The organism is Salmonella sp. SAL03688 (genome assembly GCF_046551895.1).
Taxonomy (GTDB): domain Bacteria; phylum Pseudomonadota; class Gammaproteobacteria; order Enterobacterales; family Enterobacteriaceae; genus Salmonella; species Salmonella enterica.
Genome location: NZ_JBGDVI010000002.1, coordinates 197462 through 223791 on the forward strand (window position 1 = coordinate 197462; position 26330 = coordinate 223791).

Sequence of the window (26330 nt, forward strand, 5' to 3'; positions counted from 1 at the left end):
ATTTAACATGGCAGCCACTTTATTGGACGTTTGCGCCGTGGTGCCGGCGGCCGGATTTGGCCGCCGAATGCAAACAGAATGTCCTAAGCAGTATCTCTCAATCGGTAATAAAACCATTCTGGAGCACTCAGTTCATGCGCTGCTGGCGCATCCTCGGGTGACACGCGTTGTTATTGCTATCAGCCCTGGCGATCATCGCTTTGCCCAACTTCCGCTGGCGAATCATCCGCAAATCACCGTTGTGGATGGCGGCAACGAACGCGCTGATTCCGTTTTGGCCGGGTTACAGGCCGTTGCAAAGGCGCAGTGGGTGCTGGTGCACGACGCGGCAAGACCCTGTTTGCATCAGGATGACCTTGCGCGGTTGCTGACCATCAGCGAAAACAGCCGGGTCGGCGGTATCCTCGCCAGTCCGGTGCGCGACACCATGAAACGCGGCGAACCAGGGAAAAACGCTATTGCCCATACCGTAGAGCGCGCCGATTTATGGCACGCGCTCACCCCGCAGTTTTTCCCCCGCGAGCTCTTGCACGATTGTCTGACGCGTGCGCTGAATGAAGGCGCGACCATCACCGACGAAGCGTCAGCGCTGGAGTATTGTGGTTTTCATCCGGCGCTGGTAGAAGGTCGCGCGGATAACATCAAGGTCACCCGTCCGGAAGATCTGGCGCTGGCGGAATTTTATCTGACCCGAACCATCCACCAGGAGAAAGCATAATGCGAATTGGACACGGTTTTGACGTACACGCGTTTGGCGGAGAAGGGCCGATTATTATTGGCGGCGTGCGTATCCCTTATGAAAAAGGGCTATTGGCGCATTCCGATGGCGATGTGGCGTTACATGCGCTGACCGATGCGCTGCTGGGCGCAGCGGCGCTTGGCGATATCGGCAAGCTCTTCCCGGATACCGATCCGGCATTTAAGGGAGCGGATAGCCGCGAACTACTGCGTGAAGCCTGGCGTCGTATTCAGGCGAAGGGATACACCCTCGGTAACGTAGATGTCACTATTATTGCGCAGGCGCCGAAAATGTTGCCGCATATTCCGCAAATGCGCGTCTTTATCGCCGAAGATCTCGGCTGCCATATGGATGAGGTTAACGTGAAGGCGACGACGACGGAAAAGCTCGGATTTACCGGACGCGGAGAAGGCATTGCCTGCGAAGCGGTCGCGCTGCTGATGAAGGCGGCGAAATGACAGAGTTTGACAATCTCACCTGGCTGCACGGAAAACCACAAGGTAGCGGATTGCTGAAAGCGAATCCGGAAGATTTTGTGGTGGTTGAAGATTTAGGCTTTAGGCCGGATGGTGAAGGCGAGCACATTCTGCTGCGTATTTTGAAAAACGGTTGCAATACCCGTTTTGTCGCTGACGCGCTGGCGAAATTCCTGAAAATTCACGCTCGCGAAGTGAGCTTTGCCGGGCAAAAAGATAAACACGCCGTTACCGAGCAGTGGCTGTGCGCGCGCGTGCCGGGGAAAGAGATGCCCGATTTCAGCGCCTTTCAGCTGGAAGGTTGTAAAGTGCTGGAATACGCGCGTCACAAGCGTAAGCTGCGTTTAGGCGCGCTGAAAGGCAATGCCTTTACGCTGGTGTTGCGTGAAATAAGCGATCGCCGCGATGTCGAAACACGATTGCAGGCGATTCGCGATGGCGGCGTGCCGAACTATTTCGGCGCACAGCGATTCGGCATTGGCGGCAGCAACTTGCAGGGCGCGCTGCGCTGGGCGCAAAGTAACGCGCCGGTGCGCGATCGCAATAAACGCAGTTTTTGGTTGTCGGCGGCACGTAGCGCGTTGTTTAATCAAATTGTTCACCAGCGGCTGAAGAAACCAGACTTTAATCAAGTTGTTGACGGCGATGCGCTACAATTAGCGGGGCGTGGAAGCTGGTTCGTCGCGACATCTGAAGAACTGCCTGAATTGCAGCGCCGGGTAGACGAAAAAGAGCTGATGATTACAGCGTCGTTGCCGGGCAGCGGAGAGTGGGGAACACAGCGTGCGGCGCTGGCGTTTGAGCAAGATGCCATTGCCCAGGAAACGGTGTTGCAATCGCTGTTGCTGCGCGAAAAAGTAGAGGCGTCGCGCAGAGCGATGCTGCTTTATCCGCAACAATTAAGCTGGAACTGGTGGGATGACGTTACCGTCGAGTTACGTTTCTGGCTGCCCGCAGGCAGTTTTGCCACCAGCGTAGTAAGGGAACTGATCAACACAATGGGTGATTATGCGCATATTGCTGAGTAACGATGACGGGGTTCACGCGCCCGGTATACAAACGCTGGCGAAAGCGCTGCGTGAGTTTGCTGATGTACAGGTCGTAGCCCCGGATCGTAACCGCAGCGGCGCGTCTAATTCCCTCACGCTGGAATCTTCGCTTCGTACTTTTACCTTTGATAATGGCGATATCGCCGTACAGATGGGGACGCCGACCGATTGCGTCTATCTGGGCGTTAATGCCTTAATGCGTCCGCGTCCGGATATTGTCGTTTCCGGTATTAACGCGGGTCCGAATCTGGGCGATGATGTGATCTATTCCGGTACTGTCGCCGCGGCGATGGAAGGTCGCCATCTCGGCTTTCCGGCATTAGCGGTCTCCCTTAACGGCTATCAGCATTATGATACGGCTGCGGCCGTGACTTGCGCGCTTTTGCGAGGGTTAAGCCGGGAGCCGTTGCGTACCGGGCGTATTCTCAACGTGAATGTCCCGGATCTACCGTTAGCGCAGATTAAAGGCATCCGCGTGACTCGCTGCGGTAGCCGCCATCCAGCGGATAAAGTGATCCCGCAGGAAGATCCACGCGGTAATACATTGTACTGGATTGGCCCGCCGGGTGATAAATACGATGCCGGGCCGGATACCGATTTCGCGGCGGTGGATGAAGGCTACGTCTCCGTCACGCCGTTGCATGTGGATTTAACCGCGCACAGCGCGCATGATGTGGTTTCAGACTGGTTAGACAGCGTGGGAGTTGGCACGCAATGGTAAGTGGACGTGTACAGGCTCTTCTTGAACAATTGCGCGCGCAGGGTATCAGAGATGAGCAGGTGCTTAATGCGCTTGCCGCAGTGCCGCGCGAGAAATTTATTGATGAAGCGTTTGAACATAAGGCCTGGGAAAATATCGCTTTGCCGATAGGCCAGGGTCAGACGATTTCGCAGCCCTATATGGTGGCGCGAATGACGGAACTGCTCGAACTGACGCCGCAATCCAGGGTGTTGGAAATTGGCACCGGTTCCGGCTATCAGACGGCGATTCTGGCGCATCTGGTACATCACGTTTGCTCCGTTGAGCGGATTAAGGGGCTGCAATGGCAGGCGCGCCGCCGCCTGAAGCAGCTCGATTTACATAATGTTTCTACCCGTCATGGCGATGGCTGGCAAGGCTGGCAGGCGCGTGCGCCGTTTGACGCTATCATTGTGACGGCTGCGCCGCCGGAAATTCCTACCGCGCTCATGGCACAGTTGGATGAAGGCGGCATTCTTGTTCTGCCCGTGGGCGATGAGCAGCAGTTTTTGAAACGCGTGCGTCGCCGGGGCGGCGAATTTATTATCGATACCGTGGAGGCCGTTCGCTTCGTCCCGTTAGTCAAGGGAGAGCTGGCCTAGTTTGCCCTGCAAACAGCCACTATTACGCCTGATGAAGCCGAAACGAATACCTGGAGTTTTCCTGGTTATTCCCGGTGGGTTAAGCGTATCGTGAACACATTTTCCCGTGTTCACTTAATGCGTTGCACGGTTCTTACGTCACTGGTTGTTAACCAAATTTTTTCCTGGGGGATAAATGAGCGCGGGAAGCCCAAAATTCACCGTTAGTCGCATTGCGGCACTATCACTGGTTTCACTATGGCTGGCAGGTTGTACCAGTTCGTCAAACCCTCCGGCGCCGGTCACGTCTGTGGACAGTGGTTCGTCATCAAATACCAATTCCGGGATGTTGATCACACCGCCGCCAAAAATGGGCGCGACGACGCAACAAACGCCGCAACAAGCGCCGCAAATTCAACCCGTTCAGCGTCCTGTAACGCAGCCCATGCAAACTCAACCGGTCACGGAACAACCCGTGCAGATGGAAAATGGGCGAATCGTATACAATCGCCAGTATGGGAATATTCCGAAAGGTAGCTATACGGGTGGCAGTACTTACACCGTGAAAAAGGGTGATACGCTTTTTTACATCGCCTGGATTACCGGGAACGATTTCCGCGATCTGGCCCAGAGAAACAGTATTTCTGCCCCGTATAGCCTGAATGTAGGGCAAACTTTGCAAGTTGGTAACGCATCCGGCACGCCAATTACTGGCGGAAATGCGATCACCCAGGCGGATGCAGCACAGCAAGGAGTTGTGACAAGGTCTGCACAAAATTCCACCGTTGCAGTTGCGTCTCAACCAACAATTACGTATTCTGAGGGCTCAGGTGAACAAAGTGCTAACAAAATGTTGCCAAACAACAAGCCTGCTGGGACGGTTGTCACAGCGCCTGTAACGGCACCAACGGTAAGCACGACCGAACCAAATGCAAGCAGTACGTCAACCAGCGCGCCGATTTCCGCATGGCGCTGGCCGACGGATGGCAAAGTGATCGAAAACTTTGGCGCTTCCGAAGGGGGCAATAAAGGGATCGACATTGCAGGCAGTAAGGGACAGGCTATCGTCGCAACCGCTGATGGGCGCGTCGTATATGCCGGTAACGCACTGCGTGGTTACGGTAATCTTATTATCATCAAACATAACGATGATTACCTGAGTGCCTACGCCCATAATGATACGATGCTGGTCCGGGAACAACAGGAAGTTAAGGCGGGGCAAAAAATCGCTACTATGGGTAGCACCGGCACCAGCTCTACACGCTTGCATTTTGAAATTCGTTACAAGGGGAAATCCGTAAACCCGCTGCGTTATTTACCGCAGCGATAAAGCGGCGGAACCAGGCTTTGACTTGCTAGTTCCGTCAAGGGATCACGGGTAGGAGCCACCTTATGAGTCAGAATACGCTGAAAGTTCATGATTTAAATGAAGACGCGGAATTTGATGAGAACGGAGTAGAGGCTTTTGACGAAAAAGCCTTGAGTGAAGAGGAACCCAGTGATAACGACCTGGCTGAAGAAGAGCTGTTATCGCAAGGGGCCACACAGCGTGTGTTGGACGCGACTCAGCTTTACCTTGGTGAGATTGGGTATTCACCACTGTTAACAGCCGAAGAAGAAGTCTATTTTGCGCGTCGCGCACTGCGTGGAGATGTCGCTTCTCGCCGTCGCATGATTGAGAGTAACCTGCGTCTGGTGGTAAAAATTGCCCGCCGTTATGGCAATCGTGGACTGGCGTTGCTGGACCTGATTGAAGAGGGCAACCTGGGGCTTATCCGTGCAGTCGAGAAGTTTGACCCGGAACGCGGGTTCCGCTTCTCAACATACGCAACCTGGTGGATTCGCCAGACAATCGAACGGGCGATTATGAACCAAACCCGTACGATTCGCTTGCCGATTCACATTGTTAAAGAGCTGAACGTATACCTGCGCACCGCACGTGAGTTGTCGCATAAACTGGACCACGAACCGAGTGCGGAAGAAATTGCAGAGCAACTGGATAAACCGGTTGATGACGTCAGCCGTATGCTTCGTCTCAACGAGCGCATTACCTCGGTAGACACCCCGCTGGGCGGTGATTCCGAAAAAGCGTTGCTGGACATCCTGGCCGATGAAAAAGAGAACGGTCCGGAAGACACCACGCAAGATGACGATATGAAACAGAGCATCGTCAAATGGTTGTTCGAACTGAACGCCAAACAGCGTGAAGTGCTGGCGCGCCGTTTCGGTCTGCTGGGATATGAAGCTGCGACACTGGAAGATGTAGGCCGTGAAATCGGTCTTACGCATGAACGTGTTCGTCAGATTCAGGTTGAAGGCCTGCGCCGTCTGCGCGAAATTCTGCAGACGCAGGGGCTGAATATCGAAGCGCTGTTCCGCGAGTAAGTACCCTTGTCAAAAAAAGGCCAGTCGACAGACTGGCCTTTTTTTTACCGTTTGTCTTCTGCCAGCAACGGCGGGATACTCGGCACCATTGGCGCGTCATCAATATCTTTTTGCGTCATGCGAAACGCTTGTGGATAGTGTTCGCGGCTGGTACGGCGTAACGGTTCGGTATCGCGCCAGGTATACAGACAATGCTGACACTGATATACCGTCCAGACTCCTTTTACCGGCGAAGTCGCCATGAGTTCAATATGTGCATCGGCACAGCGTGGACAAATCATCGGTTACTCCTTATTTACGGTTGGCCAGCATGGCGGTCAGCTTTTCAGCCCAGGCTTTAGTTTCCGGTAAATCAACAACCGGCTGGCTATAGTGACCACGGTTATCTGGCGCAACCGGCGTGGTGGCGTCAATGATCAGCTTGTCGGTAATCCCCGCCGGGCTTGAGCCCGGATCCAGTTCCAGGACGGACATATTCGGTAGCTGTACCAGATCGCCTGCCGGATTCACTTTCGACGACAATGCCCACATCACCTGTGGCAGATTGAATGGATCGACATCTTCATCGACCATGATCACCATCTTCACATATCCCAGACCGTGCGGCGTTGTCATCGCTCGCAGGCCCACCGCGCGGGCAAAGCCGCCGTAGCGTTTTTTGGTTGAGATGATGGCCAGCAGGCCGTGGGTGTACATGGCGTTTACCGCCTGCACTTCCGGAAATTCGGCTTTCAGCTGTTGATACAGTGGCACGCAGGTCGCCGGCCCCATCAGGTAGTCGATTTCCGTCCACGGCATCCCCAAATAGAGCGATTCAAAAATGGGTTTGCTGCGGTAAGAGACCTTATCGATACGCACCACGGTCATGTTGCGACCGCCGGAATAGTGGCCGGTAAATTCGCCGAACGGTCCTTCAATTTCACGTTTACGGCTTTCGATGACCCCTTCAAGAATGACTTCAGATCCCCACGGCACATCAAAACCGGTCAGCGGCGCGGTGGCGATAGGATAGGGGCTTTCACGCAGCGCGCCTGCCATTTCATACTCTGACTGATCGTATTTCAGCGGCGTTGCGCCCATCAGGGTAATGATCGGATCGTTACCCAGCGTGATCGCAATCGGCAGATCTTCCCCGCGCTCTTCAGCTTTGTGCAGGTGCAATGCGATATCATGCATCGGCACTGGTTGCAGACCCAGCTTACGCTTGCCTTTAACTTCCATACGGTAGATGCCGACATTCTGCTTGCCGAAGTTATCGGGATCGAGCGGATCGCGTGATACCACACAGGCTTTATCCAGATAGAATCCGCCGTCGCCGTCGTTCAGACGAAACAGCGGCAGGATATCAAACAGGTTGATCGCGTCGCCGTCGACGGTATTTTCCGCCCAGCCCGGATTCGCCCGTCGTTCCGGCGCTACCGGAAAATTGTCCCAGCGGCGAATAAATTCATCGATCTGTTTTTTAACCGGCGTGTTAGGCGGCAAACCCAGTGAGATGGCATGGTTCTGCCAGGAACCGATGGTATTCATCGCCACGCGGGCGTCGGTAAAACCACGAATATTGTCAAACCACAGCGCGGGCGCGCCATCGCCGATTCGTCCCGTTGCGTTGGCAGCGGCAGCGAGATCCGGCTCCGCATTCACTTCCTCGCTGATTTTCAGCAGTTGTCCCTGCTGATCCAGCGCATGTAAAAAACTGCGCAAATCATCAAATGCCATTATCCATTCTCCTGTGAAAAATTTGCTGCCTGTCGCAGTCCTTGCCAGCGGCGCGCGCGCGTATGCTCCAGACCAAACTGGTCGAGAACGCGCGCCACGATGTGCTGGATAATATCGTCAACGGTTTGCGGCAGGTTATAGAACGCGGGCATGGGCGGCACTATCGCCACCCCCATACGAGAAAGCGCAAGCATGTTTTCCAGATGAATCGTGCTGAGCGGCATTTCCCGCGGCACAAGCACCAGCTTGCGACCCTCTTTCAACACGACATCGGCAGCGCGTCCCACCAGCCCCTCGGCATAGCCGGCGCGAACCCCCGCCAGTGTTTTCATACTGCAGGGGATAATAATCATGCCGTCGGTACGAAATGAGCCGGAGGAAATGGTCGCCGCCTGATCGGCCGGGCTATGACAATAATCTGCCAGGGCGGCTACCTCAGCGGGCGTGTAGGGCGTCTCCAGTTCAATAGTGGTTTTCGCCCACTTTGACATTACCAGATGCGTTTCAACATCAGGTATCGCCCGCAATGCCTGGAGTAGCTCGACGCCAAGCGGCGCGCCGGTCGCACCGGTCATCCCCACAATCAATCTCATTTCTTACCTCAAATATCGTTCGTATACGAACATTTTGATCAAAATACGCCCACACGGCCTTTGCGACAAGATCGCTCCCGACGCCTGCGCACGTTTAGCTAAAGCATTCGTCATTAAAAAACCGTGCATAAGTCGTTATGATAGAAAAAGTTAATTTATCCGGAGCGCTCATGGAGTTACGAAACACCGCGTTTCATCTGTTACGCCAACTTTTTCAGCAACATACCGCACGCTGGCAGCATGAACTACCGGAGCTCACCAAACCTCAATATGCGGTGATGCGCGTTATTGCTGAACATCCGGGTATTGAACAGGTCGATCTGACCGAAGCGGCGGTCAGCACTAAAGCGACGCTGGCGGAGATGTTAAGCCGGATGGAAAATCGTGGGCTGGTAAAGCGAGAAAACGATCCGCTGGATAAACGTCGGCGTTTTGTCTATCTCACCGTTCAGGGCCAAACGTTGCTCGCCGCCGCGATACCACTGGGGGATCGCGTTGACGATGAGTTTTTGGGGCGACTGAGCGCTGAAGAACGCGAACAGTTTACGCAACTGGTACGCAAGATGATGACGTAAGCGGCTTGCGCCGCTTCGCTATTGTTTGGCCATCAGCAGTGAGATATCCACTTTGGCCAGCGCCCGAATTGCGCTTTCCGGCAGGCCGTCATCGGTGACGATTTGGTTGAATTCCGCCAGCGGTAACGCCAGCCACGTCGCGACCTGGCCGTATTTGGTCGCGTCGCACACCAGAATTTTTTGGCGGCTGGCGCTGGCGACGGCCCGTTTCACCGTGACTTTATCTTCTGCCGGCGTTGAAATACCGCGCACGCTCCAGGACGAGGCGGAAATAAAGGCCTGGTCAATCATCAGCCCGCGCAAAAGCGTCGCCGCGGCTTCACCGACGCACGACCGGTTTTCCCGGCATACCGCCCCGCCAGTGTGAATAATTGTGCAATCGCTATTGTCCATCAGGTAATCGGCGATAACGAAATCATTCGTCACCACCGTAAGTTTATTCATCGTAACCAGCTGCCTGGCGATCGCCAGCGTGGTAGTACCTGCATCAAGGTAGATACAGCTTTCTGGCTGTACCAGGCTGGCGGCCAGTTTGCCAATTGCCGCTTTCTGCGGCGTCGCCAGTTCGGTTTTGATCTGATGCGAGGGTTCGTGCGCCACGCGAGTCGATGATTGCACGCCGCCAGAGACCTGGATTACCGCGCCTTGCTGCTCCAGTTTTTGTAAATCACGGCGGATAGTCATGTGGGATACATGCATGCGCTCGGTCAGTTCAGCGATACTGACGATGCCTTTCTCCGCCACCATATCAAGAATGATTTGTCGACGCTCAGTAGGTATCAACGTCTGCTCCTTTCTTTAGTCCTGTCGCGATTTTACGCGATTTCTCGTCACAGCGTGTGAAGTTCTATGAGGATTGCCTTCACAAAAAATAACACATTTTGTTATTTTTTGTGAAACAACTCACCGCAATTGTTTACAAAAACGCCTATATTCACATAACAAAACATAATATCACGTAAATTAACATGGAGTGATAATGACAACAGGAACTGATTTTCATGTCGGCATTGTGGGGCTTGGCTCAATGGGAATGGGCGCTGCGCGTTCATGCCTGCGCGCCGGGCTTTCCACATGGGGGGCCGATCTTAACCCGCAAGCGTGCGCGAATCTTCTCGCTGAAGGGGCTTGTGGGGCTGCCGCCAGCGCCAGGGAGTTCGCCGGCGTCGTGGATGCGTTAGTCATTCTGGTCGTCAATGCCGCCCAGGTCAGACAGGTGTTATTCGGTGAGGATGGCGTCGCCCATCTGATGAAACCCGGAAGCGCGGTGATGGTTTCGTCCACGATCTCAAGCGCCGACGCGCAAGAGATCGCCGCGGCGTTGACGGCATTGAATCTTAACATGCTGGATGCGCCGGTTTCCGGCGGCGCGGTAAAAGCGGCGCAGGGCGAAATGACGGTGATGGCCTCCGGGAGCGAGGCGGCGTTTACCCGCCTGAAGCCTGTGCTGGACGCCGTTGCCAGCAACGTTTATCGCATCAGCGATACGCCGGGCGCAGGCTCAACCGTCAAAATCATTCATCAACTGCTGGCTGGAGTGCATATTGCGGCGGCGGCCGAAGCGATGGCGCTGGCCGCGCGGGCCGGTATTCCTCTGGACGTGATGTATGACGTCGTGACCCATGCCGCCGGAAACTCCTGGATGTTCGAAAACCGTATGCAGCATGTCGTTGACGGCGACTATACCCCGCGTTCGGCCGTCGACATTTTTGTCAAAGATTTGGGGCTCGTTGCCGACACGGCGAAAGCGCTGCGCTTCCCCTTACCGCTGGCCTCTACGGCGTTAAATATGTTCACCAGCGCCAGTAACGCCGGTTATGGCAAAGAGGATGACAGCGCTGTGATCAAAATTTTCTCAGGGATTACTCTGCCTGGCGTCATGCCTGAGGAGCCGTCATGTTAAAAATTGGCGTCATTGCCGATGATTTTACCGGCGCGACCGACATCGCCAGTTTTCTGGTCGAAAACGGGATGCCGACAGTGCAGATCAATGATGTCCCAACCGGGACGCAACCGGAAGGGTGCGACGCGGTGGTTATCAGCCTGAAAACCCGCTCATGCCCGGCGCAAGAAGCGATAAAACAATCGCTGGCGGCGCTGGTATGGCTGAAAAAACAGGGCTGCCAGCAAGTCTATTTCAAATATTGCTCGACTTTCGATAGTACCGCCGAAGGCAATATCGGCCCGGTCACCGATGCGCTGATGGTGGCGCTGGATACCTCATTTACCGTGATTTCTCCCGCGCTGCCGGTTAACGGACGCACGGTTTATCAGGGCTATCTGTTTGTCATGAACCACTTGCTGGCGGAGTCCGGTATGCGCCACCACCCTATCAATCCGATGACCGACAGCTACCTGCCGCGTCTGATGGAAGCGCAGGCGCAAGGGCGCTGCGGCGTTATTCCGGCTCAGACGCTTGATGAAGGCGTTGCCGCGACCCGTGCGGCGCTGTCGCGTTTACAGCAGGAAGGATATCGCTACGCGGTACTTGACGCGCTCAATGAGCGGCACCTGGAAATTCAGGGCGAGGTTTTGCGTGATGCCCTGCTGGTGACCGGCGGTTCCGGGATGGCAATGGGGCTGGCGCGTCAGTGGGCGAAGCACGGCGTTTCTCAGGCCCGTTCCGCAGGCTATCCGCTGAGCGGTCGCGCGGTGGTGCTTTCCGGTTCCTGTTCGCAAATGACGAATCAGCAGGTGGCCTTCTATCGACAACATGCTCCCACACGCGACGTTGATGTGGCGCGCTGCCTGTCATCCGAGACGCGCGAGGCCTACGCTGAAGCGCTGGCGCAGTGGGTGCTCAGTCAGGACAGCGAACTGGCGCCAATGATTAGCGCCACCGCCTCCACGCAGGCGCTGGCCGCCATCCAGCAGCAATATGGCGCTACCGAAGCCAGCCATGCGGTAGAGGCGCTCTTTTCCCTGCTGGCCGCTCGCTTAGCGGAAGGCGGTATCACCCGGTTTATCGTGGCGGGCGGCGAAACCTCGGGCGTGGTGACGCAAAGCCTCGGTATTACCGGTTTTCACATCGGACCGTGCATTTCACCCGGCGTTCCGTGGGTCAACGCGCTCCATGCGCCGGTCTCGCTGGCGCTAAAGTCAGGTAATTTTGGCGATGAATCCTTTTTCATCCGCGCTCAAAGGGAGTTTCAGGTATGACGATACTGGCAAAAGAAGAGCACGCTTTGCGAGAAGAGATGGTCAGGATAGCCGCCTCGTTTTTCCAGCGCGGCTATGCCACCGGCTCGGCAGGCAACCTCTCGCTGTTACTGCCGGACGGCAATATTCTGGCGACGCCCACCGGTTCGTGTCTGGGTAATCTCGACCCGCAGCGGCTATCCAAAGTGGACCCGCAAGGCGAATGGCTCAGCGGCGATAAACCGTCTAAAGAGGTGCGTTTTCATCTGGCGTTGTATCGCAATAACCCTTGCTGCAAGGCCGTGGTACATCTGCACAGCACCTGGTCAACGGCGCTTTCCTGTCTCGAAGGGCTGGACCCGCAAAATGTGATTCGCCCGTTTACCCCCTATGTGGTGATGCGGATGGGAGACATTCCGCTGGTTCCCTACTATCGCCCGGGGGATGACCGAATTGCTCGCGATTTGGCTGCGCTGGCGGCCCGGCATCAGGCCTTTTTACTGGCTAATCATGGGCCGGTCGTGTGCGGGGAGAATTTGCAGGAAGCCGCTAATAATACCGAGGAGCTGGAGGAGACGGCAAAGCTGATTTTTATCCTTGGCGAACGCCCGATTCGTTATTTAACCACCGAAGAAATTGCGCAGTTAAGGAGATAACCCGATGCCGCGTTTTGCCGCCAATTTGTCGATGATGTTTACCGAAGTGCCGTTTATCGAGCGTTTTGCCGCTGCTGCCGAAGCCGGTTTTCAGGCCGTTGAGTTTCTGTTCCCCTACGGCTTTGCCGCCAGCGAGATTAAAGCCCAGCTATCGCGTCATGATCTGACGCTGGCGCTGTTTAATACTTCGGCGGGCGATACCGCGGCGGGCGAGTGGGGACGTGCCGCGCTACCGGGGCGCGAACACGACGCGCGCGCCGATATCGATCTGGCTCTGGAATACGCTCTGGCGCTGGAATGCGAGCAGGTTCACATCATGGCGGGCGTCGTGCCGGATGGCGCTGATGGCGCACGTTATCGCGCCACGTTTATCGATAATTTGCGTTATGCCGCCGACCGGTTTGCCGCCCACGATAAACGTATTTTGATCGAAGCGCTGAGTCCCGGCGTTAAACCCGGCTACCTCTTTTCCAGCCAATATCAGGCGCTGGGCATCGCAGAAGAGGTTGACCGCCCGAATGTATTCATCCAGCTCGACACTTTCCACGCGCAAAAAGTGGATGGCAATTTGAGTCACCTGATTCGCGAGTACGCGGGCCGCTATGCCCATGTACAAATCGCCTCGCTACCGGACAGACATGAACCGGATGATGGCGAGATCAACTACCCGTGGCTGTTCCGGCTGTTCGATGACGTAGGTTATCGCGGCTGGATAGGCTGCGAATACCAACCACGGAATACCACTCAGGACGGGCTTGGCTGGTTTAACGCCTGGCGCTAACCCTGAACTACCCTACACAACAATAAAGAGGACATCCGGATGCAGATTATCATTACCGGCGGGGGCGGCTTTTTAGGCCAGAAACTCGCAAGCGCCTTATTAAACTCATCGCTGGCGTTTAACGAACTGCTTCTTGTTGATTTAAAAATGCCTGCACGGTTATCAGATTCCCCTCGTTTACGCTGTCTGGAGGCTGACTTAACCCAGCCGGGCGTGCTGGAGAATGTGATTACCGCTAATACCTCTGTTGTTTATCATCTCGCTGCGATTGTCAGCAGCCATGCGGAAGACGATTTCGATCTGGGATGGAAAGTTAACCTGGATCTTACCCGCCAGTTACTTGAGGCGTGTCGTCGGCAACCGCAGAAAATTCGTTTTGTCTTCTCCAGCTCGCTTGCCGTTTATGGCGGTACGCTGCCGGAATGCGTCACCGATACCACCGCGCTCACGCCGCGCTCGTCTTATGGCGCGCAGAAGGCCGCCTGTGAACTGTTGGTCAACGACTATACCCGCAAAGGCTATGTGGATGGGCTGGCGCTGCGTTTGCCGACGATCTGTGTTCGCCCGGGTAAACCAAACCGCGCCGCCTCTTCTTTTGTCAGCGCGATTATTTGTGAACCGTTGCAGGGCGAGACGACCGTCTGCCCGGTGTCGGAAAGTTTGCGGCTGTGGATTTCCAGCCCGGCGACGGTGATCCATAACCTGTCGCTGGCCGCAACGTTACCCGCGCCTGGCGAGGCGAGCAGCATCAACTTACCCGGGATCAGCGTAACCGTGGGCGAGATGCTGGAAACGTTGCGTCAGGCGGGCGGTCAGGCGGCGCGCGATCGGGTTACGCATCAGCGCGACGAAGGCGTCGAGAAAATTGTCGCCTCCTGGCCGGGACGTATCGATAACCAGCGTGCGCTGGCGTTAGGTTTTGTCGCCGATAAACGCTTCGATGACATTATTGAACGCTTTCGACAAGATGATATGGAGGGGAGGTCATGACAAGTTTACCGACCCCAATTATCGGCCTGATCGTTGCCGTTTTCGTGCTGGTATGGCTGGTGTTACGCACCCGTGTTCATGCGCTGATCGCGATGCTGGCGGCGGCCTGTATCGCCGGTCTGTTGGGGGGAATGGGCATTGATAAAACGCTCTCTGTCATCACCAGCGGATTCGGTACGACGCTGGGCAGCATTGGCCTGGTGATTGGTCTCGGCGTAATGATGGGGCGCTTGCTGGAGGTTTCCGGCGCGGCGGAGCGTATCGCCTGGAGCTTTATCAAATGGCTGGGGAAACGCCGTGAAGAGTGGGCGCTGGCGATCACGGGTTATATTGTCAGCATCCCCATTTTCGTCGATTCCGCTTTTGTCATTCTTTATCCGGTGGCGAAAGCGCTGGCGAAAAGCGGTAAGCGTTCGCTACTGACGCTGGGCGTCGCGCTGGCGGGCGGGCTGGTGGTCACTCACCATACGGTACCTCCGACTCCAGGCCCGCTGGGGGTAGCCGGGATTTTTAACGTCGACATCGGCGCAATGTTATTGACCGGGATGGCGCTGGCGGTGCCCTGTGTGATCGGCATTGTGTTCTATGCGCAGTGGCTGGATAAACGCTACCCTGATTTCGTGCCGCGTACGCTGAACGCCGATGAAGTCAATGCCGCGCTGGAGCAGTACAATAAAGAGAAAGAGCAAAAGGATCTGCCGAGCCTGACGCTCTCTCTGCTGCCTATTGTGGTGCCGATCGTGCTGATCTTCCTGAAGGCTATCTGTTCCACCCTCGCCACTGTAGAAGGATGGTCCGGCCTGGCGACGCATCCGGTGGTACAGGCAATCAACTTTGTGGGAAGCCCAGTGATCGCGTTGGCCATCAGCGTTCTGCTGGCGGTGTATACGCTGGTGCCGCGCATGGATAAACATACCACCGCAGAGCGTCTGGAAGAGGGCTTGCAAAGCGCCGGGATTATCTTACTGGTCACGGGCGCTGGCGGCGCGTTGGGCGCGATCCTGCGCGACAGCGGCGCGGGGCAACAGCTGGCGGAGCAGGTTGCCAACCTGCCGATCTCGCCGATCCTGATCCCGTTTATCGTGGCGACGTTGGTACGCCTGATTCAGGGATCGGGGACGGTGGCGATGATCACTGCCGCCTCGATTTCCGCGCCGATCCTGGCGCAGATCCCCGGCATCAATATGTTGCTTGCCGCTCAGGCCGCAACGATGGGGTCGCTGTTCTTCGGCTACTTCAACGATAGCCTGTTCTGGGTGGTTAACCGCATGATGGGCGTCTCTGATGTCAAACAGCAGATGGTGGTTTGGTCTGTACCGACGACCATTGCCTGGGCGATTGGCGGCACCGGCGTGGCGCTGATTAACCTGCTGTTCGGTTCCGGCGGCAGTTGGCTCGATCCGTTACTGCCGATTGTCGTTCTGGCGGCAATTATGCTGTGGGTGCGTTGGCAGGCGCAGGGGATCAAAGACAAGCTGGTAGTTAAGGATTAAGACGGTATTATCCGTCCGGGAGCGCAATGCTCCCGGGCTGGCTACAATGATGGGGCGTGCTCCCCGCAATCCCATTGCGAACGTAAAAAATCAATAAATGCGCGTACTTTTGTCGATACATGGCGGGCGTCCGGATAAACGGCATAAATGCCCTGACGGGGAAAATGATAGTCGGGTAACAGGTGAATTAACGTTCCATCCTCCAGTGCGGTGTTGACTAACCATTGCGGCAGTAATGCGACGCCGCTTCCCGCGAGAGCGAAGGCCATCAGCGAGCGCGCGCTGTCGACAGAAATTTTGCCGGCTTTGCTTATCTCCAGGCGTGAGTGTTGGCCATGATTATTCGTTACTGTCCACCGTAGCGGCGTAGGTAATCGCTCATGAATAATCCATTCCGCCTGGGCCAACGACTCCAGTGACGACACGGGGTGGCGGGCGAGCCACTGCGGCGCGGCGACCGGCAGAATGGTAAAGCGGGATATCAGCGCGGCGCGATAGCGGGAGTCCGCCAGCGAGCCAAGCCGAATCGCCACATCAAAGCGCTCGGCAATTAAATCGGCATGATGTGATGAGGACATATGCCGAATACGGAGATTGGGATGGCGCTGACTAAACTGCGCCAGTACCGGAATGACCACCTGTTCGCCAAACTCGGGCGTAGTGGTAATACGTAACTCGCCGCCCAGCCCACTATGGCTGGCACGCACTTCATCCTGCAAATTTTTCGCGGCGTTGAGTAAATTCACGCCTTTTTGGTAAAAGAGGACGCCGGCGTCTGTGAGCGTCAGTCGTCGGGTGGAACGTAGCAGTAACGTTACGCCAAGCTCTTTTTCAAGCTGCCGAATATTAAAACTCACTACCGCTTTTGTTTGGCCCGATGCGGCGGCGGCGGCCGTGAAGCTGCCGCTATCTACCACGGCGACAAACAGCGACATACGCTGCAAATTGAGCATGGCGAGCTCCTTTACTGTCAAAATTATTTTGACAGTATATCGTTGAAGCGCGGACTTATCTGGCTTTCTCCGGACGGCTACATTAGCGCCTCTGACGGAGGATGCATAATGACGTATCGCAGTAAAGTGGCAGTGGTTTACCTGCTCGGCTTCTTTCTTGATCTGATTAATCTGTTTATTGCCAGCGTGGCTTTTCCTGCGATGTCCGTGGATCTGCATACGTCCATATCGGCGCTGGCATGGGTGAGTAACGGTTATATCGCAGGATTAACGCTGATCGTTCCGTTTAGCGCGTTTCTTTCGCGTTATCTCGGCGCACGGCGGCTGATCATATTTTCGCTCATTCTGTTTAGCGTTGCCGCCGCTGCCGCAGGTTTTGCCGATTCATTACACAGCCTTGTTTTCTGGCGTATTGTGCAGGGGGCGGGCGGTGGCTTATTGATCCCGGTTGGTCAGGCGTTAACCTGGCAACAGTTTAAACCGCATGAACGCGCTGGCGTGTCATCGGTTGTCATGATGGTGGCGCTACTGGCGCCGGCATGTTCGCCTGCGATTGGTGGGCTGCTGGTGGAAACGTGCGGCTGGCGCTGGATATTCTTTGCCACGCTGCCGGTGGCCGTTCTCACTTTATTGCTCGCTTATTGTTGGCTGAACGCCGCGTCGACGACAATGGCGTCAGCAAGATTGCTCCATCTGCCGTTGTTGACGGACAGGCTGCTGCGTTTTGCCATGATCGTCTATCTGTGTGTGCCGGGTATGTTCATTGGTATCAGCGTGGTCGGGATGTTTTATCTACAGAACGTCGCGCAGCTATCGCCTGCGGCGGCGGGGTCGCTGATGCTTCCCTGGTCGATCGCTTCATTTGTCGCCATTATGCTTACCGGACGTTACTTCAATCGGCTTGGGCCGCGTCCGCTGATTATCGTCGGCTGTCTTCTTCAGGCCGCAGGGATACTGCTTTTAACTAACGTTACGCCTGCGACATCGCACCGTGTACTGATGATGATATTCGCCTTAATGGGCGCTGGCGGCAGTTTGTGCAGCAGTACCGCGCAGAGTGGCGCTTTCCTGACTATTGCTCGCCGGGACATGCCTGACGCCAGCGCGCTATGGAATCTTAATCGTCAGATCAGCTTTTTCCTTGGCGCGACGCTGTTGACGCTGCTGTTAAATGCGCTCCAGCGCGTTATGTCGCTTGAGGTTGCTTATCGCTGGACCTTTATTGCCGCCGCCGGTATCACCCTGCTGCCCCTTATTTACGCTGTCTGTCTAAACAATAGACAGGCGCTTCTGTGCCTGAAAAAGGAAAGATCATGAATCCATATAAAGAAGAAATTATTCACGCCCATGCGGCGATTGAGAACTGGCTTAGTAAGGGGATGGGTAGCCTGGAGGCGTTGATAGCGCGTTTCGCTGTTGATTTTACGATGATAACGCCAGGAGGTATTTGTCTGGATTATCCGGCGCTGGGCGCTTTTTTCCAGGCGCAGCGCGCGTGTCGCCCGGGGCTGGTTATCGTGGTTGAGCACATTGACCTTGTGGCGGAGTGGCCGGAAGGCGCCGCGCTGCGTTATCGTGAGCGCCAGCAACTGCCGGGCCAGGCTGAGACGGTACGCTGGTCGACGGTCATTTTAAAAAGCGAAAGAGGACGGATAGTCTGGCGTCATTTACACGAAACAACAGTCACAGCCTGAAAAGCCTGTTCCTGCGCGCAGACCCGATAGCGCGGCGCTATCGGGTCTGACACGTTTACACCAGACTTTTCAGCCGATAGATCCACTCCAGCGCCTGGCGTGGCGTCAGGGAGTCCGGATCGAGATTCTCCAGCGCTTCAACGGCAGGCGATGTCTCCTCCGGGGCGGCAAGCAACGACATTTGCGTGCCGTCCACCTGCGTTGCCGCCGCATTGGGCGAGATGCTTTCCAGCTCGCGGAGTTTTTGGCGCGCGCGTTTGATGACTTCTTTAGGGACGCCCGCAAGCGCCGCGACCGCCAGGCCATAGCTCTTACTTGCCGCGCCGTCCTGCACGCTGTGCATAAACGCGATAGTATCGCCGTGTTCCAGCGCATCCAGGTGGACGTTCGCCACGCCTTCCATTTTCTCCGGTAATTGGGTCAGCTCGAAGTAGTGGGTAGCGAACAGCGTTAACGCTTTAATCTTATTCGCGAGATTCTCCGCGCAGGCCCAGGCCAACGACAGCCCGTCATACGTGGAGGTACCGCGCCCGATTTCATCCATCAATACCAGACTGTTTTCCGTGGCATTATGCAGAATGTTCGCGGTTTCGGTCATCTCCACCATAAAGGTCGAACGCCCGGAAGCCAGGTCGTCCGCTGCGCCGACGCGGGTAAAAATACGGTCGATGGGGCCGATTTCCACGTTTTGCGCCGGAACGTAACTGCCGATATAGGCCAGCAGGGCGATCAATGCCGTTTGCCGCATATAGGTACTTTTACCGCCCATATTGGGGCCGGTAATGATCAACATCCGGCGCTGCGGCGACAGATTGAGCGGGTTAGCGATAAACGGCTCATTCAGTACCTGTTCAACCACCGGGTGGCGACCTTCGGTAATACGGATACCGGGTTTATCGGTAAATGTCGGGCAGGTGTAATTCAGCGTCCAGGCGCGTTCGGCCAGGTTAACCAGCACATCCAGCTCCGCCAGCGCGTTGGCGCTCTGCTGTAAATCGGCCAGATGCGGCAACAGCAGATCAAACAATTCGTCATATAGCTGTTTTTCCAGCGCCAGCGCTTTGCCTTTCGAGGTCAGAACTTTATCTTCGTACTCTTTTAGCTCAGGAATAATGTAGCGTTCGGCATTTTTCAGCGTCTGGCGACGCACATAATTGATGGGCGCCAGATGGCTTTGACCACGGCTAATCTGAATGTAATAACCATGTACCGCGTTATAGCCGACTTTCAGCGTATCCAGCCCGGTACGCTCGCGTTCGCGAATTTCCAGACGATCGAGATAATCGGTGGCGCCATCCGCCAGCGCGCGCCATTCGTCCAGCTCTTCATGGTAGCCGGGCGCAATAACGCCGCCGTCGCGGACCAGTACCGGCGGCGCGTCAATAATGGCGCGTTCCAGGAGGGCGCGCAGCTCGGCGAAATCGCCCATTTTTTTACGCAACGCCTGTACCGGCGCGCAGTCAACGGTTTCAAGCTGAGCGTGCAATTCCGGCAGCTGCTGGAAGGCGTGACGCATTCGGGCGAGATCGCGCGGACGCGCGGTGCGCAGCGCCAGACGCGCAAGGATACGCTCCAAATCGCCGACCTGACGCAGCACCGGTTGCAGTTCGCTGACGGTGTCCTGCAAGGCGCCGATGGTCTGCTGGCGTTCACGCAATATGTCGGTATTTCGTACCGGCATATGCAGCCAGCGTTTAAGCATTCGGCTACCCATTGGCGTCACGGTACAGTCAAGCACCGCGGCGAGGGTATTTTCGACACCACCTGCCAGGTTTTGGGTAATTTCCAGATTGCGGCGGGTCGCGGCATCCATAATGATGCTGTCCTGCTGGCGTTCCATCGTAATGGAACGAATATGCGGCAGGGAGGTGCGCTGGGTATCTTTTACGTACTGTAACAGGCAGCCTGCCGCACATAATCCACGCGAGGCATTTTCGACGCCGAAACCGACCAGATCCCGCGTACCGAATTGCAGATTTAACTGCTGGCGGGCGGTATCAATCTCAAACTCCCACAACGGGCGACGGCGCAGACCCCGGCGTCCCTCTATTAACGCCATTTCAGCAAAATCTTCGGCATACAACAGTTCGGCGGGATTGGTGCGCTGCAGCTCTGCGGTCATCGTTTCACGGTCGGCGGGTTCGCTCAGACGAAAGCGCCCTGAGCTGATATCCAGCGTGGCGTAACCGTAGCCTTTACCATCCTGCCAGATAGCCGCCAGCAGGTTATCCTGACGCTCCTGTAACAGGGCTTCATCGCTGATGGTGCCAGGCGTAACGATACGCACGACCTTACGTTCAACGGGACCTTTGCTGGTGGCCGGATCGCCAATCTGTTCGCAAATAGCGACGGATTCGCCCTGATTGACCAGTTTCGCGAGGTAGTTTTCTACGGCGTGGTGCGGGATACCCGCCATAGGGATAGGTTCGCCAGCCGATGCGCCGCGTTTGGTCAGCGAAATATCGAGCAACTGCGACGCACGCTTTGCGTCGTCATAAAACAGCTCGTAAAAGTCTCCCATACGATAAAAGAGCAGGATCTCCGGATGCTGGGCTTTCAGCTTGAGATACTGCTGCATCATGGGGGTGTGGTTGGAGAAGTCCTTATCAAATGACTCATTCATATTGATTTTACTCGTTTTTTATTCTTTCAAGTGCTCATGTGGCCCCGGGTAAAACCCTTATAAACTCACATAAACCCATAAATTTGTAGCTCACCTGTAGCCTAAAATGTGACAGGTTACATTCTCATCATTCCTGGACTACAACAGGGGTGATACTTTGAAAACAACTCTCAGCCAGCCTTTCATTATCAACAAGTTAAGTATCAATGTTAAGCCTGCACTCAGTCGCTCTGGAAAAATCGTTTTCGAAGCTAACCCAGCTCAAAAACTCTACATTGTTTTCGATGACCACAGACAAGCTCCTGCTGGTTTCGGGGTAAAAGCCAGTTTGACGAAAAAAACCTACGTAATCCAGCGAAGAGTAGCCTCGTCAGATCGTAATGTCAGTGAGGGTAGGAAGCCAAGTTCTGTCTTGAAAGTAAAAGTTGGAAATGTGTTCGATTTTCCAAATATTGACGAAACAAGGCAAGTAGCCAGGCAATTAGTTCAGACCATGCTCGCAACAAAGAGAAATCCCAACAAAATTAAGAGGGAAACGGATGCTTCCAAACTCGAGACTGTAATCAAGATTGTGTTGCATGAAGGCAAGCCGATCCATTTCGCCACCACGGTTATTGCGCTTTCTTCCGATAGGTATCTTGAGATGTGCGATCTTTACTCGTCTCAGGCGATCGAGTAACTACCTGCGTCGGATTACGGCTTCGTTTTTTGGTCAGCGATCTTAATGATGAAATCGGCAGAAAAACGCGAAATTTAGACGCTATTACGAATGGGCAATGGTATTTATTGAAGGCTATATCATTGCCCATAATGCAGGGAGGGTTGATATTATATAATTCTATTTCCAGATTACTTTATTTTAAAAAAAGACAGATTGCCTGAACAGAAAGAACCGGTGTCAATGTAGATTTGATTGGCGAATGTTGTTGTGTAGTCAACAATCATATGGCCGAAGATGAAAGTATCCGCACCGCGTATTGGATGGATATTCCCCTGTAACGAACCAAGCAGACGATCGCGTGACCATAGAACGCTATCAATATCAACTTGCTTCCCATAATCGTAGCTGTCATCTGGATAATCGGCATGGGCAATCACGTACTTCTTTGAGGACGTTTCAACCTCTATGATGTGAGGACGCTGCTTAAAAGTTAGTAATAGCTCAGTGGCTTCTTGCCTGTCTTTTTCGGTGACCGAGTCGTACCAGTAACCACCGTTTACATACCAGAAATTGCCATCCTGTGTTTCAAAAGCGTCAAGCGCCATAGCTTCATGATTACCCACTACAGAAATAAACCATGAGGCATTTAACAGTCTCAGTGTTTCAAGGTTTTCTTTTCCTCGATCAATGTTATCTCCAGTGGAGATCAAGAGATCGGTATCAGGAGAGAAATTTAATTGAGCCAGTCTGGTTAACAATAAGGAGTAACATCCATGAATATCACCAACGACCCAAATGTGGCGATAGAGATCGCTGTTGATGTCAGCATAACGAATTAATTCCATGATGTTCCTATAGCACAATTTTGGAGTCTGGTATTATAACAAAAAAGTAGAGTAATATTAATTTTTATTCTTTAAAATACACAGTTATTAAAATAATCTACAAGCTAGAAATGAACAGGTAATATATATTTTATGAATCGGTTAATTAAAGTAGACGATGTGCTTGAAAGATGCACTATTTCTCGCGCAACACTTTACTGATTAATTGCAAAGGCATACTTTCCCGCTCAGCGGAAGCTCTATCCCGAAGGGGCTTTGTTGAATAAAGAGATTGGCGGATCTGATCGTTACTGTCGTTTCAGCATCGGGTTCCCATGGCAAAGCAAAAGTTTAAAATCAACATCTGAGCGGCAGCAATGAGGTCTGGAAAATAAAGTGGGCTATCACCGTCGTTCAGTAGTGGAAACAGCGATGTTCCGTATCAAAACCTTGCTGGGCGGCCATCTGAGCCTGCGGAACTATGACGCGCAGGTGGGTGAAGCGATGGCGATGGTCAAAGCTCTGAACCGGATGACGTTGTTGGCAATGCCGACCAGCGTCAGGCTCGTATAACGAGTGCTCCGGTGGGAGTCCTGTATCCTTATCGTTGGCCGATTCTGAATTATTCAACAAAGCCTCATGTTGTCATAACCTACCAGATGCAGATAAAGCAGCATAAAGCGTTTTAAACGACAGCAACAAGGAAAGGGGTTGATCGTTTAATGGTACTGCGCCAAATCCTTTGTACCAGTCGCAGACCTGTTTATTTTTGGCATCAATAAGCAGGGCTACGCCACCGACCTGCAAAGCCGCCTGTATGCAACGCTTTCCGGCAGATAACAAAAGTTGTGCTCCCAGCCCTTGCCCCTGCATAGATTTGTCTACGGCTAAACGACCCAGACGAAACACTGGCACATCGTATCTCCCTAATCCTTTGCTGATTGCGCCGGGAACCTGTGCATATATCAGTGATGCAGGACTGACTGAGTAAAAGCCGTGGATACGTGTAACATCCGAATTATCAAGTGCAACATAGGTTTTCGTTGTCCCTTTCTCATGATTTTGTCGTGCATGGCGTTGCAGGAATTGGTTCAGATCGGCATCCCCACAATCAAAATTCATTCGATTGTGGGTTTTCCCTATCGCGGCCTCATGCCAGTCTGTAAACATCATTTCTTCATGTCCGGCAGGGCGAAAGCAGCGGCAAGAAGCTTTTCATTCGGCGCTGGCGGGTTATCTAAAATTTCCATGATCATTTGAGTATCGCGCTCCGTCAGATATACCCGTTCGGCGGCATCAACAATCTTCTGTGCGACAGGTAGTACGTTACTGACCACAAAATCCGTCAGGTTGGTTTGCTGGATTGCCGCAGCGCGGACTATCAACTTTTTGGCATCCGTCGATACACGCAACGACAGCCTTTCGTTAGATTCTATAGCTATCTGAGGCATGGTTTTCATCCTCCTGTTTATGAACAATATGTACAATTATAATACATATATGTACGCTTTCAAGGCGTACATATGAGGCTGATATAGTCCAGGCATGGCAAGAAGGTCGTTCACTGTCTTTAAACAGGGGATTAACTTCGGTTTATCGCGATTGCATTACTTTAATCTCACTGATTACGTATCATCAGGGAGTTTGCTAAATATATTCATGATTCTCTTTTTGCCGTAACTGCTTGATTGATCCTACCCGCGTAGTATGGACACAACCCTAAGCGGCGGACATCTCCTGCTCACGTTCAGAAGAAGAGATCTGAGTTTCGCCAGCTGTAGATCTGTGATTTATACAGGTTAAGCTCGCGGGTGGCAGCGGCCACCCCAATGCGTTCCGCCAGTTTCAGGGCTTTCAGGCGTGTGCTGCTTGCGTGGCTTATTGGTGGTTGATGCTGGTTTTGTCATGTGAGTCACCTCTTGCTTGAGCGTTTACTCACTTAGTTGCGTGTCCACTATTGCTGGGTAAGATCAGATGGTTAAAAATCAACAAAGGCTCAACGGCGTGCATTAGGCCCTGGTGATGAAGGTGGCATATGGGAGGATGTATATCCTACGCTTTCATCCGGATGATGTAACAAAAATACAGGTATCGGTAATGAAAGAATCATCACCGTTTAATAGAGGCCCATATATTGAGGTTCCATAATGGAAGAAGTTAACTCTGAATTCACAATCGTTGTTGAGTCTGATCTGGATAAATATGAGTTAATTGATTTTTTATCCCAAGGGATTCCAGACATAATAAAAGTGAACTTATTATATTTAAGATACGAAAATACAATGATTACAATAGAAAGAAATTATGACTGTAATCCTAAGTTGATAAATGAGAATGATGGTTGGCTGTATTATAAATATGAATTAACGGTATTTTCCATGGAGAATACCTCGTATGAATATCAGTATGAATTAGCGAATAAAATTATGAATGCTCTACGTGAGGCGGGATATCTGGCAGAATCAATTTGGTAATATACTGGTACCTATGTAACAGCATTGTCGCCGCCATACACGCAGGCTAAAAAAGAGTGGATAGTCAAACACACTCAGAAATGTCTACTCGCGATATACACCAGAACAAAATGGTCAATTTTAAACGGATGGCGTCAAAGTTACTGGTGGTCGAAAGGTAGATACAACAAATTATTTTAATTTGAAAAGCATATGAAATTTACTACTTTTAATTTTAACCGATTAACAAAATTCATAGTAATTAACTCCTGATTAATTCGACATATTTTTCACTAATCATAAAGCCATTTCCCAGCTTTCGCTGACTCAGAAAACATTCTGATTGTTAAAGGTGTACGAGTTCGTTCTACATCTTCCCGTTTTAATTTAAACCATCGTGTAAGCAGTGGAGTATTCTCCCAGGGAAAATAACACGACCATTTAACTTGTGATAAATCTACATTAAATTTTTTTTCAAATTTATCCAAAGCTTCATGCAGGTCATCGCCTGGAGCTTCAAATAAATCAGAATCAAGTTCTAAAGGGATTTCTTTCCAATTGCTGTCTAAATATCCGGGAATCTCTTCACGGAAGAGTGCTAACACCTCTTGCTGAATTGTGTCCATCAAAAGGATGTCCATTGTATACGATCTTTAGGGCGTGCTATTAGGTTGTATTTTGCCTGAGTTCTCCTTGATACCTGGTAAATTGAATTCACAAGACCAACCCAACCTAACCATGGAACATATCGTGCTATGACTGCGGCAAGATTATTTGTTTTTCGCATTCTTATACCAACGGGTGTAGGAACTCTAATACCAAAAGGAGTTCGTGCATTTCGTAAAAGCATTCTCCCATACCTGGAGATAACACTTGTCCCTTTAATTGCCTCTCCCGGTTTCGTTCTGGTTTTTAACCACGGTTGCCCGGCGAGGATAGCAGCACCTGACTCAATGCCAATCCCAGGTTCATCACAAAATTGCTCAAGGAAAATTACATCAAATAGCTCACCTGCTGACAGGTTCAATTGTCCGTGGTAGAAGTAGGTTCCGTTTAGTTCTTCTGTCGTATCCATTCAATCACCTTATAGACTGTTTGCCATTCATTCCAGGCATCGGGACGTTTCTGCCGCTATACTAGCCTGGTAGTCAATACGTTGTCATGGGTAAAAAGAACGTTATCCGCGAAAAGTGGATGGGGTATCGTAA

At 53.1% G+C, this 26330-nt stretch carries 30 protein-coding genes and 2 pseudogenes; 19 read left to right on the forward strand and 13 right to left on the reverse strand.

The features are described from left to right. Positions 1-7 precede the first annotated feature (7 nt). The 5 genes from ispD to ACLJR2_RS02725 are packed head-to-tail and all read left to right on the forward strand — an operon-like array spanning position 8 to position 3605. Positions 8-718, forward strand: coding sequence for a 2-C-methyl-D-erythritol 4-phosphate cytidylyltransferase (ispD, locus tag ACLJR2_RS02705; protein ID WP_000741653.1), 711 nt, complete (start codon positions 8-10; stop codon positions 716-718). Then, the gene (ispF, locus tag ACLJR2_RS02710; RefSeq protein ID WP_001219245.1) at positions 718-1197 is read left to right on the forward strand and encodes a 2-C-methyl-D-erythritol 2,4-cyclodiphosphate synthase; all 480 of its coding nucleotides are present in this window, start codon (positions 718-720) and stop codon (positions 1195-1197) included. The genes ispD and ispF overlap by 1 nt, the downstream gene beginning before the upstream one ends. Further along, positions 1194-2243 (forward strand): tRNA pseudouridine(13) synthase TruD, encoded by a 1050-nt coding sequence (gene truD / locus ACLJR2_RS02715; protein WP_000134241.1) that lies wholly within the window; start codon positions 1194-1196, stop codon positions 2241-2243. The genes ispF and truD overlap by 4 nt, the downstream gene beginning before the upstream one ends. Further along, complete coding sequence (surE, locus tag ACLJR2_RS02720; RefSeq protein ID WP_001221537.1) at positions 2224-2985, forward strand: 5'/3'-nucleotidase SurE; 762 nt, start codon at positions 2224-2226, stop codon at positions 2983-2985. Before truD ends, surE begins: the two co-directional genes overlap by 20 nt. After that, a complete protein-coding gene (locus tag ACLJR2_RS02725) occupies positions 2979-3605 on the forward strand; it encodes a protein-L-isoaspartate(D-aspartate) O-methyltransferase (RefSeq protein WP_000253545.1) in 627 nt (208 codons plus the stop codon). Before surE ends, ACLJR2_RS02725 begins: the two co-directional genes overlap by 7 nt. A gap of 138 nt (positions 3606-3743) precedes the next feature. Here the strand turns inward: ACLJR2_RS02725 and ACLJR2_RS02730 are convergent, their stop codons facing one another. Next, on the reverse strand, positions 3744-3902 hold the full coding sequence (locus ACLJR2_RS02730; protein ID WP_223148970.1) for a peptidase: 159 nt from the start codon (positions 3900-3902) through the stop codon (positions 3744-3746). Here ACLJR2_RS02730 and nlpD point away from each other — a divergent pair. Together nlpD and rpoS are read left to right on the forward strand one after the other, a co-directional pair. Then, positions 3832-4914 carry a murein hydrolase activator NlpD gene (gene nlpD / locus ACLJR2_RS02735; RefSeq protein ID WP_223149274.1) on the forward strand — a complete coding sequence of 361 codons (1083 nt, stop codon included), beginning with the start codon at positions 3832-3834 and terminating at the stop codon, positions 4912-4914. The genes ACLJR2_RS02730 and nlpD overlap by 71 nt on opposite strands. Positions 4915-4976: 62 nt before the next feature. Next, entirely contained in the window at positions 4977-5969 is a 993-nt protein-coding gene (rpoS, locus tag ACLJR2_RS02740) for an RNA polymerase sigma factor RpoS (RefSeq protein WP_050189869.1), read from the forward strand. A 44-nt stretch (positions 5970-6013) separates the two neighbouring features. Here rpoS and ACLJR2_RS02745 read toward each other — a convergent pair whose 3' ends face one another. The 3 genes from ACLJR2_RS02745 to ACLJR2_RS02755 are packed head-to-tail and all read right to left on the reverse strand — an operon-like array spanning position 6014 to position 8281. After that, positions 6014-6250 (reverse strand): non-oxidative hydroxyarylic acid decarboxylases subunit D, encoded by a 237-nt coding sequence (locus ACLJR2_RS02745; RefSeq protein WP_000562964.1) that lies wholly within the window; start codon positions 6248-6250, stop codon positions 6014-6016. Between the two features lie 10 nt (positions 6251-6260). Next, entirely contained in the window at positions 6261-7688 is a 1428-nt protein-coding gene (locus ACLJR2_RS02750; RefSeq protein WP_000863168.1) for a non-oxidative hydroxyarylic acid decarboxylases subunit C, read from the reverse strand. Then, positions 7688-8281, reverse strand: coding sequence for a non-oxidative hydroxyarylic acid decarboxylases subunit B (locus tag ACLJR2_RS02755; protein ID WP_001237180.1), 594 nt, complete (start codon positions 8279-8281; stop codon positions 7688-7690). Before ACLJR2_RS02755 ends, ACLJR2_RS02750 begins: the two co-directional genes overlap by 1 nt. A gap of 170 nt (positions 8282-8451) precedes the next feature. Between ACLJR2_RS02755 and ACLJR2_RS02760 the strand changes: the two genes are divergently transcribed. Continuing rightward, entirely contained in the window at positions 8452-8856 is a 405-nt protein-coding gene (locus tag ACLJR2_RS02760; protein ID WP_000423338.1) for a MarR family winged helix-turn-helix transcriptional regulator, read from the forward strand. 18 nt (positions 8857-8874) lie between these two features. Here ACLJR2_RS02760 and ygbI read toward each other — a convergent pair whose 3' ends face one another. Then, on the reverse strand, positions 8875-9639 hold the full coding sequence (gene ygbI / locus ACLJR2_RS02765) for a DNA-binding transcriptional repressor YgbI (protein WP_000613179.1): 765 nt from the start codon (positions 9637-9639) through the stop codon (positions 8875-8877). Between the two features lie 196 nt (positions 9640-9835). Here ygbI and ltnD point away from each other — a divergent pair, with 196 nt between their 5' ends. Genes ltnD through ACLJR2_RS02795 form a run of 6 tightly spaced genes read left to right on the forward strand, consistent with a single transcriptional unit; the run spans position 9836 to position 15914 of the window. Further along, positions 9836-10759 (forward strand): L-threonate dehydrogenase, encoded by a 924-nt coding sequence (gene ltnD, locus ACLJR2_RS02770; RefSeq protein ID WP_000206957.1) that lies wholly within the window; start codon positions 9836-9838, stop codon positions 10757-10759. After that, positions 10753-12015, forward strand: a complete 1263-nt coding sequence (gene otnK, locus ACLJR2_RS02775; protein WP_001534269.1) for a 3-oxo-tetronate kinase — start codon at positions 10753-10755, stop codon at positions 12013-12015. The genes ltnD and otnK overlap by 7 nt, the downstream gene beginning before the upstream one ends. Beyond that, positions 12012-12650, forward strand: coding sequence for an aldolase (locus ACLJR2_RS02780; protein ID WP_000153636.1), 639 nt, complete (start codon positions 12012-12014; stop codon positions 12648-12650). The genes otnK and ACLJR2_RS02780 overlap by 4 nt, the downstream gene beginning before the upstream one ends. A gap of 4 nt (positions 12651-12654) precedes the next feature. Continuing rightward, positions 12655-13431, forward strand: coding sequence for an HPr family phosphocarrier protein (locus ACLJR2_RS02785; protein WP_001136899.1), 777 nt, complete (start codon positions 12655-12657; stop codon positions 13429-13431). Positions 13432-13470: 39 nt separating this feature from the next. Beyond that, a complete protein-coding gene (gene denD / locus ACLJR2_RS02790) occupies positions 13471-14421 on the forward strand; it encodes a D-erythronate dehydrogenase (protein ID WP_001165725.1) in 951 nt (316 codons plus the stop codon). Continuing rightward, positions 14418-15914, forward strand: coding sequence for a GntP family permease (locus ACLJR2_RS02795; RefSeq protein ID WP_000202725.1), 1497 nt, complete (start codon positions 14418-14420; stop codon positions 15912-15914). The genes denD and ACLJR2_RS02795 overlap by 4 nt, the downstream gene beginning before the upstream one ends. A gap of 41 nt (positions 15915-15955) precedes the next feature. Here ACLJR2_RS02795 and ACLJR2_RS02800 read toward each other — a convergent pair whose 3' ends face one another. Then, complete coding sequence (locus tag ACLJR2_RS02800) at positions 15956-16888, reverse strand: LysR family transcriptional regulator (protein WP_000216322.1); 933 nt, start codon at positions 16886-16888, stop codon at positions 15956-15958. Positions 16889-16975: 87 nt separating this feature from the next. Here ACLJR2_RS02800 and ACLJR2_RS02805 point away from each other — a divergent pair, with 87 nt between their 5' ends. Together ACLJR2_RS02805 and ACLJR2_RS02810 are read left to right on the forward strand one after the other, a co-directional pair. After that, on the forward strand, positions 16976-18184 hold the full coding sequence (locus ACLJR2_RS02805; protein ID WP_000222399.1) for an MFS transporter: 1209 nt from the start codon (positions 16976-16978) through the stop codon (positions 18182-18184). Beyond that, the gene (locus tag ACLJR2_RS02810; RefSeq protein ID WP_001070475.1) at positions 18181-18561 is read left to right on the forward strand and encodes a DUF4440 domain-containing protein; all 381 of its coding nucleotides are present in this window, start codon (positions 18181-18183) and stop codon (positions 18559-18561) included. The genes ACLJR2_RS02805 and ACLJR2_RS02810 overlap by 4 nt, the downstream gene beginning before the upstream one ends. A 55-nt stretch (positions 18562-18616) precedes the next feature. Here the strand turns inward: ACLJR2_RS02810 and mutS are convergent, their stop codons facing one another. Further along, complete coding sequence (gene mutS / locus ACLJR2_RS02815; protein ID WP_001005816.1) at positions 18617-21184, reverse strand: DNA mismatch repair protein MutS; 2568 nt, start codon at positions 21182-21184, stop codon at positions 18617-18619. Positions 21185-21341: 157 nt separating this feature from the next. Between mutS and ACLJR2_RS02820 the strand changes: the two genes are divergently transcribed. Continuing rightward, positions 21342-21863 carry a hypothetical protein gene (locus ACLJR2_RS02820; RefSeq protein WP_015633084.1) on the forward strand — a complete coding sequence of 174 codons (522 nt, stop codon included), beginning with the start codon at positions 21342-21344 and terminating at the stop codon, positions 21861-21863. 170 nt (positions 21864-22033) lie between these two features. Here ACLJR2_RS02820 and pphB read toward each other — a convergent pair whose 3' ends face one another. Continuing rightward, positions 22034-22690 carry a protein-serine/threonine phosphatase gene (gene pphB, locus ACLJR2_RS02825; RefSeq protein ID WP_000420451.1) on the reverse strand — a complete coding sequence of 219 codons (657 nt, stop codon included), beginning with the start codon at positions 22688-22690 and terminating at the stop codon, positions 22034-22036. Positions 22691-23027: 337 nt separating this feature from the next. Here pphB and ACLJR2_RS02830 point away from each other — a divergent pair. Next, a pseudogene (locus ACLJR2_RS02830) lies at positions 23028-23242 on the forward strand (IS5/IS1182 family transposase); the annotation flags it as partial. 72 nt (positions 23243-23314) lie between these two features. Here the strand turns inward: ACLJR2_RS02830 and ACLJR2_RS02835 are convergent. The 3 genes and pseudogenes from ACLJR2_RS02835 to ACLJR2_RS02845 all read right to left on the reverse strand — a co-directional run. Further along, positions 23315-23842, reverse strand: a complete 528-nt coding sequence (locus tag ACLJR2_RS02835) for a GNAT family N-acetyltransferase (protein ID WP_000971655.1) — start codon at positions 23840-23842, stop codon at positions 23315-23317. After that, a complete protein-coding gene (locus tag ACLJR2_RS02840) occupies positions 23839-24129 on the reverse strand; it encodes a DUF1778 domain-containing protein (RefSeq protein WP_000855694.1) in 291 nt (96 codons plus the stop codon). The genes ACLJR2_RS02835 and ACLJR2_RS02840 overlap by 4 nt, the downstream gene beginning before the upstream one ends. 268 nt (positions 24130-24397) lie before the next feature. Further along, a pseudogene (locus ACLJR2_RS02845) lies at positions 24398-24576 on the reverse strand (IS3 family transposase); the annotation flags it as partial. Positions 24577-24816: 240 nt separating this feature from the next. Here ACLJR2_RS02845 and ACLJR2_RS02850 point away from each other — a divergent pair. After that, complete coding sequence (locus tag ACLJR2_RS02850) at positions 24817-25143, forward strand: hypothetical protein (protein ID WP_000393302.1); 327 nt, start codon at positions 24817-24819, stop codon at positions 25141-25143. A 272-nt stretch (positions 25144-25415) separates the two neighbouring features. On the opposite strand, the gene ACLJR2_RS02855 is transcribed toward ACLJR2_RS02850, so the two are convergent. Further along, entirely contained in the window at positions 25416-25763 is a 348-nt protein-coding gene (locus ACLJR2_RS02855; RefSeq protein ID WP_001555786.1) for a DUF1493 family protein, read from the reverse strand. Next, entirely contained in the window at positions 25748-26197 is a 450-nt protein-coding gene (locus tag ACLJR2_RS02860; RefSeq protein ID WP_000381608.1) for an STM2901 family protein, read from the reverse strand. The genes ACLJR2_RS02855 and ACLJR2_RS02860 overlap by 16 nt, the downstream gene beginning before the upstream one ends. Positions 26198-26330: the final 133 nt, after the last annotated feature.

Excerpts from the sequence above, each read along its gene's own strand:
- ACLJR2_RS02855 (WP_001555786.1), bottom strand. The coding sequence starts at position 25,763 with ATGGACATCCTTTTGATGGACACAATTCAGCAAGAGGTGTTAGCACTC.
- ACLJR2_RS02835 (WP_000971655.1), bottom strand. The coding sequence starts at position 23,842 with ATGATGTTTACAGACTGGCATGAGGCCGCGATAGGGAAAACCCACAAT.
- ACLJR2_RS02785 (WP_001136899.1), top strand. The coding sequence starts at position 12,655 with ATGCCGCGTTTTGCCGCCAATTTGTCGATGATGTTTACCGAAGTGCCG.
- truD (WP_000134241.1), top strand. The coding sequence starts at position 1,194 with ATGACAGAGTTTGACAATCTCACCTGGCTGCACGGAAAACCACAAGGT.
- ACLJR2_RS02750 (WP_000863168.1), bottom strand. The coding sequence starts at position 7,688 with ATGGCATTTGATGATTTGCGCAGTTTTTTACATGCGCTGGATCAGCAG.
- surE (WP_001221537.1), top strand. The coding sequence starts at position 2,224 with ATGCGCATATTGCTGAGTAACGATGACGGGGTTCACGCGCCCGGTATA.
- rpoS (WP_050189869.1), top strand. The coding sequence starts at position 4,977 with ATGAGTCAGAATACGCTGAAAGTTCATGATTTAAATGAAGACGCGGAA.
- denD (WP_001165725.1), top strand. The coding sequence starts at position 13,471 with ATGCAGATTATCATTACCGGCGGGGGCGGCTTTTTAGGCCAGAAACTC.
- ACLJR2_RS02795 (WP_000202725.1), top strand. The coding sequence starts at position 14,418 with ATGACAAGTTTACCGACCCCAATTATCGGCCTGATCGTTGCCGTTTTC.
- ispD (WP_000741653.1), top strand. The coding sequence starts at position 8 with ATGGCAGCCACTTTATTGGACGTTTGCGCCGTGGTGCCGGCGGCCGGA.
- ACLJR2_RS02810 (WP_001070475.1), top strand. The coding sequence starts at position 18,181 with ATGAATCCATATAAAGAAGAAATTATTCACGCCCATGCGGCGATTGAG.
- ACLJR2_RS02760 (WP_000423338.1), top strand. The coding sequence starts at position 8,452 with ATGGAGTTACGAAACACCGCGTTTCATCTGTTACGCCAACTTTTTCAG.
- ACLJR2_RS02860 (WP_000381608.1), bottom strand. The coding sequence starts at position 26,197 with ATGGATACGACAGAAGAACTAAACGGAACCTACTTCTACCACGGACAA.
- ltnD (WP_000206957.1), top strand. The coding sequence starts at position 9,836 with ATGACAACAGGAACTGATTTTCATGTCGGCATTGTGGGGCTTGGCTCA.
- ACLJR2_RS02840 (WP_000855694.1), bottom strand. The coding sequence starts at position 24,129 with ATGAAAACCATGCCTCAGATAGCTATAGAATCTAACGAAAGGCTGTCG.
- ACLJR2_RS02725 (WP_000253545.1), top strand. The coding sequence starts at position 2,979 with ATGGTAAGTGGACGTGTACAGGCTCTTCTTGAACAATTGCGCGCGCAG.
- ACLJR2_RS02780 (WP_000153636.1), top strand. The coding sequence starts at position 12,012 with ATGACGATACTGGCAAAAGAAGAGCACGCTTTGCGAGAAGAGATGGTC.
- ACLJR2_RS02745 (WP_000562964.1), bottom strand. The coding sequence starts at position 6,250 with ATGATTTGTCCACGCTGTGCCGATGCACATATTGAACTCATGGCGACT.
- ACLJR2_RS02805 (WP_000222399.1), top strand. The coding sequence starts at position 16,976 with ATGACGTATCGCAGTAAAGTGGCAGTGGTTTACCTGCTCGGCTTCTTT.
- mutS (WP_001005816.1), bottom strand. The coding sequence starts at position 21,184 with ATGAATGAGTCATTTGATAAGGACTTCTCCAACCACACCCCCATGATG.
- pphB (WP_000420451.1), bottom strand. The coding sequence starts at position 22,690 with ATGGAATTAATTCGTTATGCTGACATCAACAGCGATCTCTATCGCCAC.
- ACLJR2_RS02850 (WP_000393302.1), top strand. The coding sequence starts at position 24,817 with ATGGAAGAAGTTAACTCTGAATTCACAATCGTTGTTGAGTCTGATCTG.
- ACLJR2_RS02755 (WP_001237180.1), bottom strand. The coding sequence starts at position 8,281 with ATGAGATTGATTGTGGGGATGACCGGTGCGACCGGCGCGCCGCTTGGC.
- otnK (WP_001534269.1), top strand. The coding sequence starts at position 10,753 with ATGTTAAAAATTGGCGTCATTGCCGATGATTTTACCGGCGCGACCGAC.
- ispF (WP_001219245.1), top strand. The coding sequence starts at position 718 with ATGCGAATTGGACACGGTTTTGACGTACACGCGTTTGGCGGAGAAGGG.